Origin of the sequence: Streptomyces sp. NPDC051214 (genome assembly GCF_040682375.1) — a bacterium.
In the GTDB taxonomy this organism is placed as follows: domain Bacteria; phylum Actinomycetota; class Actinomycetes; order Streptomycetales; family Streptomycetaceae; genus Streptomyces.
This window is the reverse complement of sequence record NZ_JBFBAT010000002.1, coordinates 220,158-240,406: the sequence shown is the minus strand read 5'-3', so window position 1 is coordinate 240,406 and position 20,249 is coordinate 220,158. Positions and strand designations below refer to the sequence as shown.

Here is a 20,249-nt window from a genome sequence, read left to right as displayed (position 1 = left end):
GCACCGCCGCGGGTGCGGGGCGCAGTGAATGCAGTGAGTACTGCGGTCTAGACCAAGCCCAGATTATGGGCGGTAGTTGAACATGTCCATACCAATAGTGGAGACGATCCGATCGCAGCGGTGGCGCGACTTCTCGACGAGATCACCGTTGGGTCCGTCGTTCGTCGCCACCCACGCCGCCGCCCCGTCGGCCGTCCGACCGCCCGCCAACTGCCGCTCGATCAGGCGCTGTTGGCGTACCTCCGCAGGTGCGCCCACGTACCAGCACTCCCCCATCAGCTCCCGCGCCTCGCGCCAGCCGGGCAGATCGCACGCCAGATAGTTCCCCTCGGTGACCACCAGCCGGGCGGTCGCCGGGACGCGGTGCCGGGCGGCCACCGGCTCGTGGAGGGTGCGGTCGTAATCGGGTACGTAGATGTCGTGGCCCGTGTCGTCGAGAACCCGGGTGAGGAGCGCGACGTACCCCCGGACGTCGAAGCTCGGCTCCGAACCCTTGCGGGAGGTGAGGGAGAGGCGCTCCAGCTGGTCGTTCGAGAGGTGGAACCCGTCCAGCGGGAGATAGGCGGCCCCCTCGCCGATCTCCGCCACCAGCGCCCGCGCGAACATCGACTTGCCGGCGCCGGGCGGCCCCGCGATCCCGAGGAGGGTGCGGGGCCGATCGGCGGTCAGCTGCCAGGCGTCCTTGGCCAAGGCCGGGAGAGTGGGGGCGGCGGGGGACGGGGTGGGGCCGGCGGTGGGGGTGGGGTCAGCGGTCTCCATGCCCCGTATAGAACGCCACCGTGAGGTCCTTGACCAAGGCCTTGCGCTCGTAGTCGTCGAGCTCGACCAGGCCGCGGGTGGTCAGCCGGGTCACCGTGTCCTCGACGGAGTCCACCACCGAGGTGAGCACGCTGTCGCGGTGCCGTGCGTCCAGGGCGGCGACCCGGCGCAGGCGCATGGTGTCGGCGATCTCGGGGGCGTACTCGATGCGGGTCGGCTGGGCCGAGAAGATCTCGATGCCGACCGGCTCGGCCTCCGCCACGAGCATCCGGGTCAGCGCGTCGCCCACCGCGTCCGCGTCGCGCAGGGTCGCGGTGTCGTCGTGGAAGGCGTCGGCCGGCAGCCGGGACAGGACGCGGGCCGTCGCCGCCTCGACGCACTCGCGCAGATACTCCTGGTGGTCGGCGACGCCGAGCGTCGCCCGCGCCGCGTCCTTGACCCGCCACACCACCAGGACGACGACCCGCAGCGCGACCCCGCCCCGGTCCACCGCGGGCATCGGCTCGCTGCGCCAGTGCCGCAGGCGTACGTCGACACGGCGGCGCAGGAGGAGCGGGTTGACCCACATCAGACCGGTGCGGCGGACGCTGCCGCGGTACCGCCCGAAGAGGGTGAGCACCCACGCCGTACCGACCCGGCCCCGCGCCAGGCCGCCGAACCCGAACAGCGCGAGGGCGCCCGATCCGGCGAGCGAGGCCCACTGCGCGAGGCCGAGCCCGGAGTACGCGTCGTGGCCGCCGATCCCCTCCACCCCGAACAGTCCGGCCGCCTGCGCCACCGGCTCGGGCAGCACTCCCGCCCACCACAGCGCGGCCGCGCACCCGGCGGCTCCCGCGGTGCCGCCGAGCACCCCGACCGCGCCGGGCAGCACGCGCGCGGTCCGCTCGCCGAGGTCGGGGTCGACGACGGGCAGGGGCCGCACGGCCGACGCCGATGCCGAGGCCGATGCCGATGCCGATGCCGGGACCGGGGGTCGCCGGTTCGCGCGCGGTTGCTCCCCTGTTCCCTGGCGGCGCCGCACCACGGCGGGCGCCAGGGGGACGCCGGGGTCGGCGGGGTCGTCGCGGAAGAGCAGATGGATGGGGATCTCGGTGGTGGCCTCGCTGTGGATCAGGCGCGGGGAGCGGGCGGTCGTGTCCGGGGCGCCGGCGGTCTGCGGCTCCTCGGGCTGGGGGGTCTGTGACCGTGATGCCGCTGTCGCACTCATCCTTGCCTCCGGCTCATACGTGCCTCGATCTCATACGTGACCCGGTCACATTCCTGCCCGCGTCTCAGGCTGACCGGGCCCGAGACCGCCCTCATGGGACTCGTGTGGCTCATGCGAACAGCCGCCGCCAGGTCTCGGGGCCCGGGTAGCCGTCCGCCGCCGCGCCCCGCCAGCCCTGCGCCCGCTGGAACGCCTCGACGTTGCGGCGGTCGCTCTCGCTCCACTGCGGCCCCGGGCCCCGCGCGTAGTGCCGGCCGAAGCCCTTCTTCACCAGCTGCCTGCCGAGCAGCTCGACCGAGGGGCTGGACTGGCCGGGCCGGAACACGCCCCGGCCGGGGTACGCCGGAGCACCGCCCTGCGGGCCGCCCGACGCGGCGCGCGGGATGTCCCTGCCCTTGCCCGTCATCAGGTACGACCAGGTCCCGGGGCCCGGCAGACCGTCCGCGTCGGCGCCGGTCCAGCCCTGCGCCCGCTGGAACGCCTGCGTGGCCCTGCGGTCCGCCTCGCTCCAGCGCGGCCCAGGACCCGTCGTGTAGAAGCGGGCGCCGCCCCGGGCGACCAGCGCCTTGCCCAGCCGGGTGACGTACTCGTTGTTCGCCCCCGGACCGAAGGACCCCGCCCCGGGGTAGCGCGTCGCGGTGCCGGGCCCGGCACCGCCGGGGGTGGCGCCGTCCGTGACCCCTTTGTAGCGATACGCCAGATAGCGGCTCGCATTGCTCCAATAGGCATAAGGGGTCGTTTGCTTGCGGGTGTGCGGGCGGGTCTGCTCGTACGCGACGTATTGCGTGTGCGCCGCGTTCGCCCAGCCGCCGAAAAGGGTGACGTGCGACCCCTTCTCGGGGTTCGCGGGATTATGGAAGAGAAGGATGTCGCCGGGCTGAAGCTGGTTCTTGGTAATACGGACCCCGTATCGGGCGAGGCTGCCCGTCCATTCGTTGCGGCCGAGATTCCAGGCCATGGAGACATAGCCCGAGCAGTCCTGCCGGTAGCCGTCGGACCAGTACGCGCCCATGTTGTACGGCACCTTCGCCGCGACCCACTTCTGGGCGCGGGCGAGGATCTGGGCCCGCGTCGTGTTCCGCACCGCCGACGCGGTGGGCCCCGGCGAACCCGGCCTGCCCGGCACCCCGTGCAGCGCGCTCGTGTCGCCCTGCGGGCTGTCGGGGCCCGGCCCGGCACCGGGGTCCTCGTCGGCCGGGGGCACCGGAGCCGTGCCCGGTGGTCCCACCGGGTGATGGCCCGCGCCGGGTGCCGCCACCGCCGGGAGGACCTGGCCACCGCCGAGCACGGTGCCCGCCGCCGCGGCGACGACCAGGGCGCGGCGCGCGCCGTGCGCCGCCGGGTGGCCGCCCTGCCGTACGGGGAGTGCGTGGGTCATGGCTCGTCGCCGGTGAATACATCCGGGGCAGTCGCAGTCGCTCTCGGGCTCGAATTCCTCGAATACCGGAGCTCCCTCCATGCGATTCCCCTCACACTCCAGGAAAGAATGCCTGCGTCGCATCTGCACAGTCGTCAGCTTCTCAACTGTCCGGTGATATCGCATGTTGACGGTCCGAATGATGGAGTCACCCCGCATTGACGTCCCCACCGGGCCCGCATTCACGTCCCGGCGCACCCCCTGGGCCCGGCCCGCGGGACCCCGGATGGTCCGGAGCACCCGTCGGCGTCCGGTAGAGTTCTCCAGGTCAGCAGGCGCCGCTAGCTCAGTTGGTTAGAGCAGCTGACTCTTAATCAGCGGGTCCGGGGTTCGAGTCCCTGGCGGCGCACAGACAGCGAAAGCCCTCCGTTCACGCGGGGGGCTTTCGTCGTGCCGCCACCGGCGCGGTTACCGCTACCGTTGCGCCATGGCGCGCGACATTCAGGAGCGGATCAAGAAGCTCATCATCGACCAGCGGCTGCCCTCGGGCGCCTCGCTGCCCACCGAGCCCGAACTGATGGAACGCCTCGGCGTCAGTCGGAACTCCGTGCGAGAAGCCCTCAAGGCGCTGCAGGCGATGGGCATCGTGGAAATCCGGCACGGTTTCGGCACCTATGTCGGGCCCATGTCGATGGCTCCGATGATCGAGGGACTCACCTTCCGCACGGTGGCCGGCCACTACCGCGGCGAGGACAGCCTGCTCCAGCTCCTCGAGCTGCGCGAGGCCGTGGAGACCGGACTGATCGCGCGCCTCGCGGGTCGCATTCCGGCCGCGGATCTGGCCGAACTCGACGCCCTCGTGGACCGGATGGACACCGAGGCGGCGGAGAACGACGGCCGGAGCGGTCAGCCGGGCGTGGTGCACACCGAAACCGACCGCGCATTTCACGCCACTCTCTACCGCTGCCTGCGCAATCCGCTGCTCGGCGAGGTCCTGGAGGCGTTCTGGGACGCCTTCCACAAGGTACGCACCGATCTGGTCGACGTTCCGCACGATCCCAAGGTCACCTGCCGTCAGCACCGGGAGATCCTCGACGCGGTCAGGTCCGGCGATGTGCTCCGGGCCGAGCGGGCGATACGGGAACACTTCGGTAATATTCGAACGCGATTGAGCGCTCCTGTCGCAACAGGTCACTCGAATCCCTCGTATGACCGGTAAACACCTTGTTTCGCTCTTGCGATCATGGCTAGGGGCGTAGAACCTTGTGCTGGAGCCATTGGCTCTCATGAGGCTGGCGGTGCCGGGCAGTTGGGGGGTCCGGCAGACCGAGGCCCGCGGGGTGAGGGACGGGGGTCCCTTTCACGATTGGATGCCGAGGGGGGCATCATGCAACCGGAAGGTAGCTGTTCCATGTCTAAGGGGACGGTGGCCTGCCACTGATGCGTCCGTGAAGGTCGGGGGACCTGGCCGGACGGAAGGACCAACGAACACGCGGGCGACCGCGTGCGGGGGGATGACTCATGACGTCGACGCCGACGGGCGCCCGGCCGAACGACCCGTCAGAGACGACCCAGCTGAGGGTGCCATCGCACCGCACAGGCGGGTTCAGGCGTATCAAGAAGGCCCTGCCGAGATACGACTACGAGCACTACAGCCGTCTCGCGGGGCCGCTCACGCAGCCGGACCCGACCAAGCCGTACAAGGTGCAGTACCGCTCCCTGCTGTCGCAGGAGCCGCACCGGATCAGGGCCGCGCTGATGCTGGGAGCCGCGCCGCTGCTCTCCCTCGTGCTGCTCGCCTGGCTGCTGCAGCCGACGCACTGGACGAAGCGCGACTACGTCGCCAACGACTGGCTGCCGACGCTCGACGTCATCATGCTCATATCCATCGGCCTGATCGAGTTCTTCCGCTGCATGAACGTGCTGTCGAACGCGCACGCCACGCTCGTCGCACGTGACCCGATACCCGTGGTGCCCGAGACCGGCACCCGCGTGGCCTTCCTCACCTCCTTCGTGCCCGGTAAAGAGCCCCTTGAGATGGTGACGAAGACGCTGGAGGCGGCGGTCAAGATCCGCCACCGCGGCCTGATGCACGTCTGGCTCCTCGACGAGGGCGACGACCCCGCCGTCAAGGAGGTCTGCCAGCGGCTCGGCGTGCACCACTTCTCCCGCAAGGGCATCGCGAAGTGGAACATGAGCAAGGGCCCGCACCGCGCCAAGACCAAGCACGGCAACTACAACGCCTGGCTGGACGCGCACGGCGACGACTACGACTACTTCGCATCGGTCGACACCGACCACATCCCGATGCCGAACTACCTCGAGCGGATGCTCGGCTTCTTCCGCGACGAGAACGTCGGCTTCGTCATCGGCCCGCAGGTCTACGGCAACTACGACAACTTCATCACCAAGGCCGCCGAGTCCCAGCAGTTCCTCTTCCACGCGCTGATCCAGCGCGCGGGCAACGCGTACGGCTCCCCCATGTTCGTCGGCACGAGCAACGCCGTACGCATCAGCGCCCTGAAGCAGATCGGTGGTCTGTACGACTCGATCACCGAGGACATGGCGACCGGCTTCGAGATCCACCGGGCCACGAACCCGAGGACCGGCAAGAAGTGGAAGTCGGTCTACACCCCGGACGTGCTCGCGGTCGGTGAGGGCCCCAACGCCTGGACGGACTTCTTCACGCAGCAGCTGCGGTGGTCGCGCGGAACGTACGAGACCATCCTGAAGCAGTTCTGGAAGGCGCCGTTCTCGCTGCCGCCCGGCCGGCTCTTCAACTACACGATGATGGTCATCTTCTACCCGATGTCCGCCATGAACTGGATCCTGGCCGCGCTCTCCTGCGCGCTGTTCCTCGGCATGGGCGCATCGGGCGTGAACATCGACCCGACGATCTGGCTGATGCTGTACGGCAACGCCTCGGCACTCCAGATCGGCCTCTACATCTGGAACCGCCGCCACAACGTCTCGCCGCACGAGCCCGAGGGCTCCGGCGGTATCGCGGGCATGGTGATGTCGGCGCTCTCGGCGCCGGTCTACGCACGCTCCCTGCTCGACGCCGTGCTGCGCCGCAAGAGCAAGTTCGTGGTGACCCCCAAGGGCGATTCGGCGAGCCCGGACACCCTGTTCGGCACGTTCCGCATCCACCTGTTCTTCATCCTGGTCTTCGCCGGCTCGATGGCCGCCGCGTTCGTGTTCGACCACGTCCACCCGGCGATGATCATCTGGGCCACGTTCGCCCTGCTGATCACGGCGGCGCCGATCTTCGCCTGGCGGTGGGGCATGCGCCAGGACAAGAAGAAGCGCAAGTCCCGGCACGGAGCCGGACCTTCGGGGCCGCCTTCGGGCGGCGGGGACCCGACGGTGCCGCAGCAGCGTGACACCACGGCGGAGCTGCCCCAGGCACACCAGCCGCCGCACGCGCCGCACGCGCCGCAGCAGAAGCCCAGTTGGGCAGCGAACGACCAGACCATGCAGATCGCCCTTGGGGGACGTAAGAAATGAAGGACCGCTCCAGCCGCCGCCGCGCCCGCCGCATCGCGATAGGCGCGGCGGTGGTCATAGCGCTGGCCGGGATGAACGGCCCGTGGCTGTGGCGCGTGGGTTCGGAGAAGTACCACGACTACAAGATCAACAAGCCGGAGTACAAGGCCGACAACGGCCACTGGCAGGTCGTGAACTTCCCCGAGGAGTACCGCCAGAACACGATCCACGCGGCCCTCCTGCACACCGGCAAGATCCTTCTGGTCGCCGGTTCCGGCAACAACCAGAAGAACTTCGACGCCAAGAAGTTCGACACCCGCCTGTGGGACCCGGTCAAGAACACGATCAAGAAGATCAAGACGCCCGTCGACCTCTTCTGCACCGGCCACACCCAGCTCGCCAACGGCAATCTGCTCATCGCAGGCGGCACCCAGCGCTACGAGAAGCTCAAGGGCGACATCACCAAGGCCGGCGGCCTGATGGTGGTGCACAACGAGGACCCGGACAAGCCGATCACGCTGCCCGCGGGCACGAAGTTCACCGGCAAGAAGAACGGCAAGACGTTCGTCTCCAAGGACCCGGTCGTCGTCGAGCGCGCCAAGAAGGTCTTCGACAAGCAGACCGGCGCGTTCGTCCGCAACGAACCGGGCCTGGGCCGCGTGTACGTGGAGGCACAGCAGAGCGGCACGAAGTACGAGACCGGCACGCAGGACAACTACCGCGTGCAGGGCCTCAAGGGCGCCGCGACCCGCAACACGTACGGCATCGCGCAGAAGCTCGCCCTGGACAAGAAGGACTTCCAGGGGATCAAGGACTCCTTCGAGTTCGACCCGGTCGCCGAGAAGTACATCAAGGTCGACCCGATGAACGAGGCCCGCTGGTACCCCACGCTGACCACGCTCTCGGACGGCAAGGTGCTCAGCCTCTCCGGCCTCGACGAGATCGGCCAGCTGGTCCCGGGCAAGAACGAGGTCTACGACCCCAAGACCAAGAAGTGGACCTACACCAAGCAGGTCCGCCAGTTCCCGACCTACCCCGCCGTGTTCCAGCTGCAGAGCGGCAGGCTCTTCTACTCCGGCTCGAACGCGGGCTACGGCCCCGATGACGTCGGCCGCAAGCCCGGCACCTGGGACCTGGAGAAGAAGGGCAGCTGGAAGGGGATCCCGGGGATGAGCGACCCCAATCTCCTGGAGACCTCCAACACGGTCGAACTGCCGCCCGCGCAGGACCAGAAGTACATGGTCATCGGTGGCGGCGGTGTCGGCGAGTCCAAGAAGTCCAGCAAGAAGACCCGCATCGTCGACCTCCTGGAGGACAACCCGAAGTTCGAGGACGGCCCCGAGCTGGAGAAGGGCACGCGGTACCCGCAGGCCTCGACCCTGCCCGACGACACGGTGCTGATATCCGGCGGCTCCGAGGACTACCGCGGCCGCAGCGACTCGAACATCAAGCAGGCCCGGATCTACGACGCCAAGACCGGCAACATGCGGCGGGTCGCGGACCCCGAGGTCGGCCGCAACTACCACTCGGGCTCGATCCTGCTGCCCGACGGCCGCGTGATGTTCTTCGGCTCCGACTCGCTCTACTCCGACAAGGCCAACACCAAGCCCGGAGAGTTCGAGCAGCGCATCGAGATCTACACCCCGCCGTACCTGTACCAGGGCTCGCAGCCCACGCTCACCGGCGGTCCCGAGGAGATCAGGCGGGGCGGTTCCGGCACCTTCAAGACGCAGCACGCCTCGTCCATCAAGACGGCCCGCCTGATCAGGCCGAGCGCGTCGACGCACGTCACGGACATCGACCAGACGTCCGTCGCACTCGACCTGAAGAAGTCCGCGGGGGGCGTCACGGTGACGATCCCGAAGGAGAAGAGCCTGGTCGAGTCCGGCTGGTACATGCTCTTCGTGACGGACGATCAGGGCACTCCGAGCAAGGCTCAGTGGGTTCACATTCCCTAGCAGTACGCACAAAAGAGCCGCAGTCGCGTCGACTGCGGCTCTTTTGTGGTTGCTCGCGCAGTTCCCCGCGCCCCTATCGGGCCGCCTTCGCCAAGCCCGCCGCGTACTCCGGCCACCACTCCCCCGCCTTGGGGCCACCCCGGCAGGTCCCGTCCGACTCTCCGGGCCGCTTGATCCAGAGGTAGGCGTCGACGAGCGGGTCACCGGTCTTGGTGGTGGGCGCCTCGCCGAGCGCACGGCCGGGCGGGTTGCACCAGGTGTCCTTGCCCTTGGTGTACGGGCCGTTGCCGTTGCGCGCGGTGTCGATGACGAACGGCTTGTTCCCGATCTTCGCCGAGAGCTTCTTGCCGAACTCCGTGCTGGCTTCCGTGGTCTGGAAGTTCGAGACGTTGACCGAGAAGCCGTCGGCCTGCTCGACGCCCGACCACTTCAGGGGCTCCCAGAGCGAGTCCGGGTTCTTCCAGCCCGCGTTGCCCGCGTCCAGGTACACCTTGGTGTTCTTCAGGGACTTGAGCTTCCCGATGGCGCCCTTGAGGAGGTCGTAACGCTCCTCGTGGAACTCCTCCGGCGTGCAGTTGTCGACCATGTGGAGCACGGCGTCCGGCTCCAGGATGACCGTGGCCCTGCGGTCGCCGATGCCCTTGGCGACCTGGTCGATGAACGCGCGGTATTCGTTGCCGTCGGCCGCGCCGCCCTGCGAGTACTGGCCGCAGTCGCGGTGCGGAATGTTGTAGAGGACCAACAGGGCGTCCCGGTCGGCCTTCTCGGCGGCCTCGGTGAAGCCGCGCGCCTGGTCCTCCGCGTTCTCCGGGATGATCCATTCGGCGACCGGCTGCTCGGCGATCTTCCGGATCAGCTCGGCGTCGTCCTTCTTGCCGTCCTTCTCGTACGTGGTGACCTGCTTGGCCGCGTTGCCCTCGGGGTTGACCCAGTACGGGTCGGTGCCCTTCGGCTGCTGCTTGACCGGTTGCCCCGACGACTCCTCGTTGCCCGAGCCGTCATCGGAGGAGCACCCCGACAACAGCAGCGCAGCCCCCGCAAACGCCGCCGCAGCCTTCACCCCCCGGCCCGCGATCCGATGACCGCGGCCGGTGCCTTTGTGGTACATCCACTCCCCCTTGGGTGCACTGTCCGATTCTCAATCCTGACATACGCACTCCCGGCTCACGAGGCCCGCCCGCCCGCCGAGGAGACCTGTTGGAGACCTGTTACAGCTCGGCGCGCGGGGGTAGGCGCAGTGGGCGGGGCCGAGCTCCTGGGGAGGAGATCATGCGGGATCGCACCTCTGAACTACGGCTGGCCCAAGTTCTGGTGGAGACCACGAACACGCTGGACGACGACTTCGACCCGGAGCACTACCTGGGCCGCGTCGCGGGTCACTGCGTGGAGCTGCTCGACGCGTCCGCCACCGGCGTCATCTTCGACTCCGCAGGCTCCCCCTCGTTCGCCGTCGGCGGGCACCCCCATGACCTCGCGCTCGGCCTGCTCAGTGCCCAGCAGAACGGCGGGCCCTGCGTGGAGAGCCTCGGCACGGGGCGTCCCGTGCCTCCGGTGCGCCTCACGGAGGACGAACCCGCCGCGCGCTGGCCGGAGTTCACCGCGCTGGCGCGACGCCACGGGATCGGGGCGACGTACGCGGTTCCGGTGCGGCAGCGCGAGAAGCTGCTCGGGGCGCTCAACGTCTTCGTGCCCGAGGCGGCCCCCTGGAGTCCGTGCGCCGACGGTGAGCTGCGGCTCGCGCAGGCGATCGCCGACGCCGCCGCCGTGGGCCTGCACAACCACCGTGCCTACACGCGGTATCGGACGCTCGCCACACAGCTCCAGGGCGCCCTGACCAGCCGTATCCGCATCGAACAGGCCAAAGGCATCCTTGCCGAGCGCTGGCACACCGGGATGGACGAGGCCTTCGACGCGCTGCGGCGGTACGCGCGCAGAGAACGGCTGGTCATGGACGTGGTCGCCACCGAGGTGATCAAGGGATCGCTCGACGACACGACGCTGCGGGGCGGTTGGTCCGACCCGTCGTGAAGGTCATCACCGGAACCATCACCACCTGCGGTGATCACAGAGGGGAAGCGGTTCACGACTTGGCGTCATTCCACCTCTAGGCTCCGGCGCTCATCCGTTCTAGAGTCGTCTTGACGGCCCAAGCCCCCGGCCTGATCGTCCATCCCGCACTGCGGGGTTGGCCACCGAACCTCCCGCGCCGGCGCCGGGTTACTCCCGCAGCTCGTGCGCGCGCGGTCGAGGACCAGCCCGGTCGACGGCTCCGGGGGGAGCGGGCCGCCGACCGGGCCGGGTTGTCAAGGCACCGAAGCCAGGCCCCCGCCACCACGGCGCGAGCGCGGCGGGAGTGCGCTCGCGCCCCGCCACGCCCCCTACAAACACACCCACACCTCCTACGGGCCCACTCCGGTGAGATAGGCCGACACCACCACGTTCGCCGAGTACGTCTTGCTGGCCCGGTCGAAGGTGCCGCCGCACGTGATCAGACGGAGTTCGGCGCGGCCCTCCTCATGGGCGCCGTACGCCTTCTTCGCGTCGAAGCGGTTCCTGCTGATGACCTGGACGTCGTCCACGGTGAACTCGGCGACCGAGCCGTCGTCCCGGGACACCAGGATCTTCTCGCCCGGACGCACCGCGCTGAGGTCGTAGAAGACCGCGGGGCGCGTCTCGGTGTCGACGTGGCCCACGAACAGGGACGTGCCCGCCGCTCCGGGGCGCGTCCCGCCGCCGTACCAGCCGACGGAGCCCGCCTGCTCGAAGGGCGGCGGATCGATGGCACCGTCCTGGTCGAGCCCCCGGGTGATCACGGGTGCCCGTACCTTCAGCGAAGGGACGTCGACGCGCTGCGGCCTTGCGGCGCCCAGCGGCTCGTGCGCGTCCGGGAGTTCGACGGCGAACGGCCGGCCGACCGCCGCCACGTCACCGTTCGTGGGCTCGGAGACACCACCCCGTACGTCGGTGATCTCGCTGCCCCACAGCCAGAGTCCGACGAGCACCAGCGCCCAGGCGACCCCGGTGAGGAAGCGCCCGTGTCCCGTCGACCCCTCATGACCCGACATGCCGGTCCTCGCCCGTCACTCGGAGCGGCGTCGGCGGACGCTGCGCAGCGCCACGGCCACCGCCGCGACCCCGGCGAGCACCAGGCCGATCACCGCGTGCCGGGTGCCGGGGCCCGCCTCCTGGGCGTGCGCGGCGAGCTGCGCGGCGCCGCCGCCGCCCGCGCGGACCGGCGCGACGGGTTCGGTGCGGTGCTTGACGACGTCCACGGTGCCCACGCCCTGGTGGGGGTGGCCGTCGCAGACGACGGTCACGTCGTACGTGCCGCTGACGCCGTCCCGCAGCGTGGCGGAACCGTTCAGCGAGTATTTGCCGCCGTCCCTGCCGGTGAGCTTCGCGTCTCCGGAGAACGCCCCGGACCCCGCGGAGCCGGTCGTCCCCTCGCAGCCCGTGACGCTGATCTCCACCTTGGCCCCGGACGCGGCGCTGGCCGGCGTGACCGTGGCGTGCACCTTGCCCTCTTCGTGGGCGTGGGCGGGGGCCGTGGCGGCAAGGGGGAGCGCGGCGAGGACAGCGGCCCCGGCTATACCACGCAGGGTGAGTGAGCCTCTACGCATCGTGAACCTCCTGTATCGAGGTTCACGCCCCTTCCCGGCTCACGCCTCCCGTGTGCGGCAAACGGGTGGTCTCACACGCGTTCGACCAGGTCAGCGATGGAGTCCACGACATTGGACGGCCGGAAGGGGTGCTGGTCGATGTCCTTGCGCGAGGTCAGGCCGGTGAGGACCAGGAAGGTCTCCATCCCGGCCTCCAGACCCGCGAGGATGTCGGTGTCCATGCGGTCGCCGATCATGGCGCTGGTCTCGGAGTGCGCCCCGATGGCGTTGAGACCGGTCCGCATCATCAGCGGGTTCGGCTTGCCCGCGAAGTAGGGGTTGCGGCCCGTGGCCTTGGTGATCAGCGCGGCGACGGCGCCGGTCGCGGGCAGGGGGCCTTCCATGGAGGGCCCGGTCTCGTCCGGGTTCGTGCAGATGAAGCGGGCCCCGCCGTTGATCAGCCGTACGGCCTTGGTCATGGCCTCGAAGGAGTACGTACGGGTCTCGCCGAGCACCACGTAGTCCGGGGCGTGGTCGGTCAGGACGTACCCGATGTCGTGCAGGGCGGTGGTGAGCCCCGCCTCGCCGATGACGTACGCCGTGCCGCCGGGGCGCTGGTCGTCCAGGAACTTCGCGGTGGCGAGGGCCGAGGTCCAGATGTTCTCGACGGGCACTTCGAGGCCCATGCGGTTCAGCCGGGCCTGGAGGTCGCGCGCGGTGTAGATGGAGTTGTTCGTCAGGACCAGGAAGGGCTTGCCGGACTCACGGAGCCTCTTGATGAAGGCGTCCGCGCCGGGGATCGGAACGCCCTCGTGGATGAGCACGCCGTCCATGTCGGTGAGCCACGATTCGATGGGCTTGCGCTCTGCCATGGGGTGCACTCCTGCGGTGTACGGGTTGGCTGGGGCGCCGGGACAGCGCTGTGCCGACGCCCCCACCCTAATCAGGAAGCGGTGATCTTGACCCCGCCGATCACCTGTCAGCTGCCGGTGGCCGCCTTCCAGTCCTCCACGTACGTCCGGAGGTTCCCGGAGATGTCGTCCCAGTCCGGCTCGAAGACCTCGACCCCGTCGATGATCTTGTCGAGGGCGACCGCGTCGGCGTCCGTGGCCTTGATGTCCTTGCGTGCCGCGAAGCCGCCGCCGACCGCGCTGACCTGCTGCTGGGCCTTCTGGCTCAGCAGATGGTCCAGGAATTTCTTGGCGTTGGCGGAGTGCGGGGCCTTGTTCACCAGGCCGGCCGCGTAGGGCAGCGCGAAGGTGGTTCGCTTGCCGCCCTCCTTGGAGGGGAACCAGATGCCGAGGTTCGGCATGTCCTTGGACTGGGCGTAGTTCATCTGGACGTCGCCGTTCGCGGCGAGGAGTTCGCCCTTGTCGACCTTGGGCGCGAGCTTGCCGGTGGAGGCGGACGGGCCGACGTTGTTGGTCTGGAGCTTCTTCAAGTACGCCATGGCGGGCTTCTTGCCGCCGAAGTCGTGCATCGCCTTGATGAGCACGGCGGTGCCGTCGCCCGCGACGCCAGGCGTGGAGTACTGGACCTTGTCCTTGTACGCGGGGTCGGTGAGGTCTTCCCAGGTCTTGGGGGCCTTGCCGCCGTCCAACTCCTTCTTGTTGTAGATGAAGCCGAAGTAGTTGTTCACCACGGAGGTCCACTTGCCGTCGGTGGCCTTGAGGGCGCCGTCGACCTGGTCGGACCCCTCGGGCTTGTAGGCCTGCAGCAGCCCCTTCTCGTCGGCCTGCTGGATGAACGGCGGCAGGGTGATGATCACGTCCGCCTGGGTGTTGGACTTCTCGCGGACGGCGCGCTGCACCATCTCGCCGGAGCCGCCCTCCACGTAGTTCACCTTGATGCCGGTCTCCTTCTCGAAGTCCTCGAAGACCTGGTCGTACCAGCCGTCGCCGTTCTCCCCCTTGAGGCCGTCGGCGCTGTAGACGGTGACCTCCTTCGCGTCGGACGCGGAGGATTCGCCGCCGCACGCGGTGAGCGATCCGGCGAGGACGAGGCTGCCGGAGACGGCGGCGAGCGTGCGGGCGTGACGGACTCGGGTAAGGCGTGACATGGCGTTTCGTGCTCCTTGAGAGCTTGCGGGCCTCAGCGGTAGGAGGCGCGGGTGCGGATGCGGGAGAAGGCGAAGAGGACGAGCAGCGTGGCCGCCATCAGGACCACCGCGACGGCGGCACCGGTGAAGAGGGAGCCGCGGTCGGTGGCCGCGTAGATCTGCACGGGCAGCGGCATCCAGTCCGGCGGATAGAGCATCATCGTGGCGCTCAACTCGCCCATGGAGAGCGCGAAGCAGAGGCCGGCGGCCGCGTTGAGCGACGGCAGCAGCAGCGGCAGCCGCACCTTCCACAGCACGTACGAGGGCCGGGCGCCGAGCGATGCCGCGGCCTGTTCGTACGCCGGGTCGAGCCGCACGATGGCAGCCGAAACCGACTGGTAGGCGAACGCGGTGACAAGGATGGTGTGCGCGAGGATCACGATCCAGCGCGTGCCGTTGAGGATCATCGGCGGCTTGCTGAACGCCACGAGGACCGCGAGCCCGACGACGACGGAGGGCACCGCGACCGGCAGCATGAAGAGGGTGTCGAGGAGGCGCTTGCCCCCCTTCTTCAGCGAGGCGGCGGCGAGCCCGGCCCAGGTCCCGACGGTCAGCGCGAGCAGGCTCGCGCCGACGGCGGTGACCAGGCTGGTGGTGAGCGCCTTGAGCGATTCACCGCGGGTGGCGGCCTCGTAATGCCCCGTGGTGAACCCGGACGGAAAGGCGCCGGACCAGTGCGAGGAAAAGGACGCCGCCAGAATCACCATCAGGGGGAGCGCGAAGAGCGGCAGAAAGAAGACGAGGAACAGGACCCAGGTGGCCCATTTCCCCTTGCGGCTATGCACCAACACGACGGCTCACCACCCGGTAGAGGCTGTAAAGACCCACGGATATCGCGATGTTGACCACGGCGACGACACAGGCCGCCGGATAGTCGGACTCGAGAATCGCCTTGCTGTAGACGAGCATGGGAAGGGTCGTGACCCCTTTCGCCCCGGTGAAGAGGACGATCCCGAATTCGTTCAGACACATGACGAGTACGAGGCTGCCGCCCGCGGCGAGGGCGGGCAGCGCCTCGGGCAGGATGACCCGCCGGATGATGCGGCCGGGCTTCGCCCCGAGGCTCGACGCGACTTCTAGTTGCGCGGTGTCGATCTGTGAGAACGCGGCGAGCAGCGGGCGCATCACGAAGGGCGTGAAGTACGTGATTTCCGCGAGGAGCACGCCCCACGGAGTGGTCAGGAACTGGAACGGCCCTTCGGCGGCGCCGGTCGCGTCCGTCCATATCCCGTTGGCCATCCCCTTGGTGCCGTAGAGGAACAGCAGGGCGAGGGTGATGAGGAAGGACGGAAAGGAGAGGAAAACGTCGATGAACCTGGCGACGGCTTTCCCTCCCGGGAACGGCACGAAGGCGATGACCAGCGCGAGCGCGAACCCGAGCACGAGACATCCGACGGTGGACCCGACGGCCAGCCACACGGTGGTCCCGAGCGCCTCCCGGAACGCTGCGGAGGCGAAGACGTCGGAGTAGGGCTGCAGGGAGGTCCCACCGGTGTCGGGCTGAAGGGACTGCTGGACGACGAGGGCGAGGGGGTAGAGAAAGAAGAGGGCGAGGGCTGCGACGGGGGGCAGGGCCCAGACCCACCCGGGCACCTTCCGGGGCGGCTTGTCCTTCTGCGCGTGGGGCGCCGGCAGCGTGGCACTAGCCATCGGTCACACCACCCGACAGCAACACCGCGTCTTCCGGCGCGAAGTGCAGGGTGACCTCGTCACCGATACCCGGCGGGGTCCGCAGCTCCCGAAGGTCAGCCTTGACCCGCTGCCCAGCGACATCGACGTACAGCCGATGGGTGGCACCCCGCCACTGGACCTCGGCGACGCGGCCGGAGAGGGCGTTGGGGCCCTCCCCGAGGCCGACCAGATGCGGCCGCACGCACAACGTGGCCGTGGCACCCGGCGTCGCATCAGCTGTGTCGACCTTCAGGTCGGCGCCCCCGAACGAGACGGTGCCAGAACCCACCCGTACCGAGAGGAGATTCGCATTCCCCACAAACGAAGCCGTGAACTCCGTCCGAGGCGCCCGGTAGAGCTCTTGCGGAGTCCCGCAGTCCCGCAGCCGCGCGCTGTCCATGACGGCGATCCGGTCCGCCAGGGTCAGGGCCTCCACCTGGTCATGGGTGACGTAGAGGATGGAGACGTCCGGCAACTCACGGTGCAGACGGGCGAGTTCCCCCAGCATCCCCGACCGCAACTGCGCATCAAGCGCGGAGAGCGGCTCGTCGAGCAGAAGCACCCCCGGCCGGATGGCCAACGCCCGTGCGATGGCGACGCGTTGCTGCTGCCCACCGGAAAGCTCCCGGGGGAACCGCTTGGCGTACGCGGCCATCCCCGTCATCTCCAGCGCCTCGGCGACCCGCCCCGGAACCTCGGACTTGGCGACCTTCCGCGCCTTCATGCCGAAGGCGACGTTGTCCGCGACCCGCATGTGCGGGAAGAGGGCGTACTGCTGGACGACCATCCCGATCCCCCGCTGATGCGGCGGCAGGCCGGTGACATCGCGCTCCCCGATGAACACCCGCCCTGACGCGGGCCGCACGAACCCGGCGACGGCCCGCAGCGCGGTCGTCTTGCCCGAGCCCGAAGGGCCGAGCAGCGCCATGACCTCGCCGGGCTGCACGGTCAGGTCGAGCGAGTCGAGCACGGTGTTCTTTCCGTAGGCGACCGAGACGCGATCGAAGCGGATGCCGCTGCTCATTCCTCGTCACCCCTGCGTACGGCGGCGCCCCTGAGTACGGAGGCGCCCTTGAGCGCAGCGTCACCCGTGAGCACAGCGGGCAGTTCGGCGACGGATCCCAGGACGTGTGTGGCCCCCGCGGCCCGCAGCGTCGCGTCGTCGTGGGCCCCCGTCAGCACCCCGGCGACGACCGAGGCGCCGGATCGTACGCCGCTGAGCATGTCGTACGCCGTGTCGCCCACGACGGCGATCTGCCGGACGTCGTCCACGGCCCGCGTCCGCAGGAAGGCGCTGAGCACCATGTCCGGGTGGGGCCGCCCGCGGCCGCCCGCGTCGGCGGGGCACAGGGTCAGCTCGACCAGGTCCCGCCAGCCGAGCGCGTCCAGGATGGCGTCCTGCGTGACGCGGGCGAAGCCGGTGCTCAACACCACCGCCAGACCAGCCGACTTGAGCTCCTCGACGGCTTCCCGCGCGCCGGGGATCGACGCGATGCGACCCCCGTCGACCAGCTCCCCGTACGCCTTCTCGAAGGCGACGTTGGCCCGCTGGGCAAGAGCCTCTTCGCCGAACAGATGCCGGAAGACGGAGATCTTGGACTCGCCCATGGTGGCGCGTACGTAGTCGAGCTTCTCGGTGTGGTCGGCCGAGCCCGGCTCGACGCCGAGTTCCAGCGCGGCGGCGGCGAAGGCCTCCTCGACGAGCCCGCCGTCCGCGACGGTCGTACCGGCCATGTCGAGCACGACGAGGCCAATGCTGCTGCGTGGGGTCAACTCCCTCACCATCTCCCTCACCATCCCAACTCGTCGGCGGTCTTCTCGGCGATCGCGGGCGAACACGTCATGCCGCGCCCGCCGGGCCCGGTGACCAGCCACACGCCGTCGCGGACCTGCTGGCGGTGCACGACGCGGGTCGTGTCGACGCACTGCGCGTACACCCCGGCCCAGCGCCGCCTGATCTTCGGCAGCGGCCGGCCCAGGAAGCCCTCGACGACCTCGGTCAGGTGGTCGTAGGGGTCTTCGAGGGTGTCGAAGGCGAAGGGGTGCTCGTACTCGTGGGTGTCGCCGATGGTCAGGCCGCCGTCCTCGCGCTGCACCATGAGGAGCTGCATCTTGTGCTCGGCGGCGGTCGGCGTCTGCGCCTGCCCGGCGTTGAGCGCGTCGAGGGCGTCCGAGGCGTACGCGGGGTAGTAGCGGAAGCTGTCGGCGTCGGCGACGGAGGTGGTGAGCGCCTCGCCGAGAGGCTCCGTCTGCATCATCTGCAGCCGCACGCGCCGCACGGGCAGGTCGGGGCCCGCCAGCTCCCGTACGAGACCGCCGAGCCAGGCGCCGGTGGCGAGCACGACGACGTCACCGGTGTGTACGTCTCCGTTGTCGTCCCGCACCGCGTTCTCGCCGACGACTTCGCGGACCTCGCGGCCGGGCAGGAAGGTGTAGCGGGGAGAGGCGCGAAGGGCCTCGCGCAGCCGGAGTTGCGCGGTCCGCGGCTCCACCGCCGCGTCCCTCTCGCACCACAGCCCGGCGATGAAGTCACCCCGCAGCGCCGGGTTGAGGGCGCGGGCCTCGTCGGCGTCGAGCAGCTTGTAGCCGCGGGCCGCCGCGTCGGGGCGGGCGAGGGCGGCCTCGGCGACCGCGCGCTCGCGTTCGTTGCGCACGAGGGTGAGGGAGCCGTTGGCCCGGAAGCCGATGCCCTCCACCCGCGCGCCTATCTCCTCCCACAGCTCACGGGCCCGCAGGGCGGTGTCCAGCTCCTCGCCCCCGGCACGGCCGCTCACCCATATCTGCCCGAAGTTGCGCAGCGACGCCCCGCGGGCCTCGCTCTCGCGCTCGATCTGTACGACCTCGTGGCCGCGTTCCACTGCGTGCCAGGCGTGCATGGTTCCCACCACGCCGGCTCCTACGACGATGACTCTCACGGCGGCAACGCTCCTGGGGAGGAGTGACCCGCCGAGGGCCGGGCGGCAACGGGATGGTGAACGGGCACCCAAGCTTGGACCAGACCCGTTATGCTTCCGTGACTTTTTTGCCGGGTCCCTGTTCGCATACAAGAAGTTCAGGCGCCGCTGCGAGTGCCGCTATAGGTGCCGCTGTTCCCCAGATGCGTGGTGAAGGAGAACCGGTCGCCGCGGTAGAGGGTGCGGACCCGCTCCAGGGGGTGGCCGGCGGTGTCTCGAGAGACGCGGTGGATCAGCAGCATGGGCAGCGCGGGAGGGGTGCCGATGAGCAGGGCCTCGCGAGGGGTGGCGAGGACGGTCTCGATGCGTTCGTCGGCGTCGCCGAAGGAGATGCCGAGCTGGTCGCGGAGGTAGGCGTAGAAGGAGGAGTCGGGCTCGAAATCACGGTCGAGGGCGGGGGCTCGGGCCACGGAGACGTACGTACTCTCAAGCCCCACCCTCTCCTCGTCGGCGAGGAGGACGCGCTCCATGTGCCAGACGGGCTCGCCTTGGCCGACCCCGATCTCGGCGGCGAGGGCTTCGGGGGCGGGGAATCGGTCGAGGGAGATGAGATTGCGCCCCGGGGTACGCCCCTGTCGCCGTACGCCTTCGGTGTAGCTGGCGAGGGACAGCGGCTGCTCCAGCTTCGGGCCCGCGACGACGGTGCCGCGCCCCTGCCTGCGCAGCCGCCCCTCCAGCAACAGCTCACGCAGCGCCTGCCGCACGGTCTCCCGAGCTACCTCGTACCGGACGGCGAGATCCCGCTCGGTCGGCAGCGTCTGCCCGTCCCCCAACTCCTCGGTCAGATCGGCGATGCGGGCCTTCACGGCGTAGTACTTCGGGATGCGCCCGTGCTCGGGGATGCCGGAGCGGATGGGGGCGCCGGGGGCCTGGTCGAGCAGGTGCGCGGGAGGGTGCGGGGGGTTCGGGTTGGTCACCCGGGGATGTTCGCAGACGTACGTGAACCGGGAGGTGAACGGAGGGGGAGGCGGGGGTGCGGTGTGGCGCTGGGCGGGTGTTCACTGTTCGGCGTTCGCTGCTCGCTGTCCGCTGTTCGCTGTCCGCTGTCTGCTGTCTGCTGTCTGCTGTCCGCTCAGCGTCTGCGGGCGGCCCGCAGGCGCCGGGTGCCCACGACGAGTGCCCAGCCCCCGGCGAACAGCGCACCGGCGACGGCACTGAGG

Annotated in this window: 18 protein-coding genes and 1 tRNA gene; 5 read left to right on the top strand and 14 right to left on the bottom strand. The window is 69.6% G+C overall.

Annotated features, from left to right (window positions below):
* Positions 1 to 63: 63 nt before the first annotated feature.
* The 3 genes from AB0M70_RS05545 to AB0M70_RS05535 all read right to left on the bottom strand — a co-directional run bounded on the left by AB0M70_RS05545 (position 64) and on the right by AB0M70_RS05535 (position 3,425).
* Positions 64 to 759: a nucleoside/nucleotide kinase family protein gene (locus AB0M70_RS05545; protein ID WP_365816664.1), complete on the bottom strand. Its 696-nt coding sequence runs from the start codon at positions 757 to 759 to the stop codon at positions 64 to 66.
* On the bottom strand, positions 746 to 1,966 hold the full coding sequence (locus AB0M70_RS05540) for an SPFH domain-containing protein (RefSeq protein WP_365816662.1): 1,221 nt from the start codon (positions 1,964 to 1,966) through the stop codon (positions 746 to 748). The genes AB0M70_RS05545 and AB0M70_RS05540 overlap by 14 nt, the downstream gene beginning before the upstream one ends.
* Positions 1,967 to 2,075: 109 nt before the next feature.
* Entirely contained in the window at positions 2,076 to 3,425 is a 1,350-nt protein-coding gene (locus AB0M70_RS05535) for a peptidoglycan-binding protein (protein ID WP_365816660.1), read from the bottom strand.
* Positions 3,426 to 3,658: 233 nt separating this feature from the next.
* Between AB0M70_RS05535 and AB0M70_RS05530 the strand changes: the two genes are divergently transcribed.
* The 4 genes from AB0M70_RS05530 (at position 3,659) to AB0M70_RS05515 (ending at position 8,767) form a co-directional block, all read left to right on the top strand.
* A tRNA-Lys gene (locus AB0M70_RS05530) sits at positions 3,659 to 3,732 on the top strand.
* Between the two features lie 78 nt (positions 3,733 to 3,810).
* Positions 3,811 to 4,542 (top strand): FadR/GntR family transcriptional regulator, encoded by a 732-nt coding sequence (locus AB0M70_RS05525; RefSeq protein ID WP_365816658.1) that lies wholly within the window; start codon positions 3,811 to 3,813, stop codon positions 4,540 to 4,542.
* A gap of 302 nt (positions 4,543 to 4,844) precedes the next feature.
* Positions 4,845 to 6,830, top strand: coding sequence for a glycosyltransferase family 2 protein (locus AB0M70_RS05520; RefSeq protein WP_365816655.1), 1,986 nt, complete (start codon positions 4,845 to 4,847; stop codon positions 6,828 to 6,830).
* Positions 6,827 to 8,767 carry a kelch motif-containing protein gene (locus AB0M70_RS05515; RefSeq protein WP_365816652.1) on the top strand — a complete coding sequence of 647 codons (1,941 nt, stop codon included), beginning with the start codon at positions 6,827 to 6,829 and terminating at the stop codon, positions 8,765 to 8,767. The genes AB0M70_RS05520 and AB0M70_RS05515 overlap by 4 nt, the downstream gene beginning before the upstream one ends.
* Positions 8,768 to 8,840: 73 nt before the next feature.
* Here the strand turns inward: AB0M70_RS05515 and AB0M70_RS05510 are convergent, their stop codons facing one another.
* Positions 8,841 to 9,875, bottom strand: coding sequence for a glycoside hydrolase family 6 protein (locus AB0M70_RS05510; RefSeq protein WP_365816650.1), 1,035 nt, complete (start codon positions 9,873 to 9,875; stop codon positions 8,841 to 8,843).
* Between the two features lie 161 nt (positions 9,876 to 10,036).
* On the opposite strand from AB0M70_RS05510, the gene AB0M70_RS05505 reads away from it, so the two are divergent.
* Positions 10,037 to 10,795, top strand: a complete 759-nt coding sequence (locus AB0M70_RS05505) for a GAF and ANTAR domain-containing protein (RefSeq protein ID WP_365816648.1) — start codon at positions 10,037 to 10,039, stop codon at positions 10,793 to 10,795.
* A gap of 371 nt (positions 10,796 to 11,166) precedes the next feature.
* Here the strand turns inward: AB0M70_RS05505 and AB0M70_RS05500 are convergent, their stop codons facing one another.
* From AB0M70_RS05500 to AB0M70_RS05455, 10 genes are all read right to left on the bottom strand, one after another.
* The gene (locus AB0M70_RS05500) at positions 11,167 to 11,832 is read right to left on the bottom strand and encodes a class F sortase (RefSeq protein ID WP_365816646.1); all 666 of its coding nucleotides are present in this window, start codon (positions 11,830 to 11,832) and stop codon (positions 11,167 to 11,169) included.
* Between the two features lie 15 nt (positions 11,833 to 11,847).
* Positions 11,848 to 12,387, bottom strand: coding sequence for a hypothetical protein (locus AB0M70_RS05495; protein ID WP_365816644.1), 540 nt, complete (start codon positions 12,385 to 12,387; stop codon positions 11,848 to 11,850).
* 71 nt (positions 12,388 to 12,458) lie between these two features.
* The gene (locus AB0M70_RS05490) at positions 12,459 to 13,238 is read right to left on the bottom strand and encodes an HAD-IIA family hydrolase (RefSeq protein WP_363211389.1); all 780 of its coding nucleotides are present in this window, start codon (positions 13,236 to 13,238) and stop codon (positions 12,459 to 12,461) included.
* A gap of 107 nt (positions 13,239 to 13,345) precedes the next feature.
* Positions 13,346 to 14,425: a 2-aminoethylphosphonate ABC transporter substrate-binding protein gene (locus AB0M70_RS05485; protein ID WP_365816641.1), complete on the bottom strand. Its 1,080-nt coding sequence runs from the start codon at positions 14,423 to 14,425 to the stop codon at positions 13,346 to 13,348.
* Positions 14,426 to 14,457: 32 nt separating this feature from the next.
* A complete protein-coding gene (locus tag AB0M70_RS05480) occupies positions 14,458 to 15,255 on the bottom strand; it encodes an ABC transporter permease subunit (RefSeq protein WP_365816639.1) in 798 nt (265 codons plus the stop codon).
* Positions 15,242 to 16,114, bottom strand: a complete 873-nt coding sequence (locus tag AB0M70_RS05475; RefSeq protein ID WP_365816637.1) for a 2-aminoethylphosphonate ABC transporter permease subunit — start codon at positions 16,112 to 16,114, stop codon at positions 15,242 to 15,244. Before AB0M70_RS05475 ends, AB0M70_RS05480 begins: the two co-directional genes overlap by 14 nt.
* Complete coding sequence (locus tag AB0M70_RS05470; protein ID WP_365816635.1) at positions 16,107 to 17,159, bottom strand: ABC transporter ATP-binding protein; 1,053 nt, start codon at positions 17,157 to 17,159, stop codon at positions 16,107 to 16,109. The genes AB0M70_RS05475 and AB0M70_RS05470 overlap by 8 nt, the downstream gene beginning before the upstream one ends.
* Positions 17,156 to 17,932 (bottom strand): phosphonatase-like hydrolase, encoded by a 777-nt coding sequence (locus AB0M70_RS05465; RefSeq protein ID WP_365816633.1) that lies wholly within the window; start codon positions 17,930 to 17,932, stop codon positions 17,156 to 17,158. The genes AB0M70_RS05470 and AB0M70_RS05465 overlap by 4 nt, the downstream gene beginning before the upstream one ends.
* Positions 17,926 to 19,050, bottom strand: coding sequence for a TIGR03364 family FAD-dependent oxidoreductase (locus tag AB0M70_RS05460; RefSeq protein ID WP_365816631.1), 1,125 nt, complete (start codon positions 19,048 to 19,050; stop codon positions 17,926 to 17,928). Before AB0M70_RS05460 ends, AB0M70_RS05465 begins: the two co-directional genes overlap by 7 nt.
* A 137-nt stretch (positions 19,051 to 19,187) precedes the next feature.
* On the bottom strand, positions 19,188 to 20,006 hold the full coding sequence (locus tag AB0M70_RS05455) for a GntR family transcriptional regulator (protein ID WP_365816629.1): 819 nt from the start codon (positions 20,004 to 20,006) through the stop codon (positions 19,188 to 19,190).
* Positions 20,007 to 20,249: the final 243 nt, after the last annotated feature.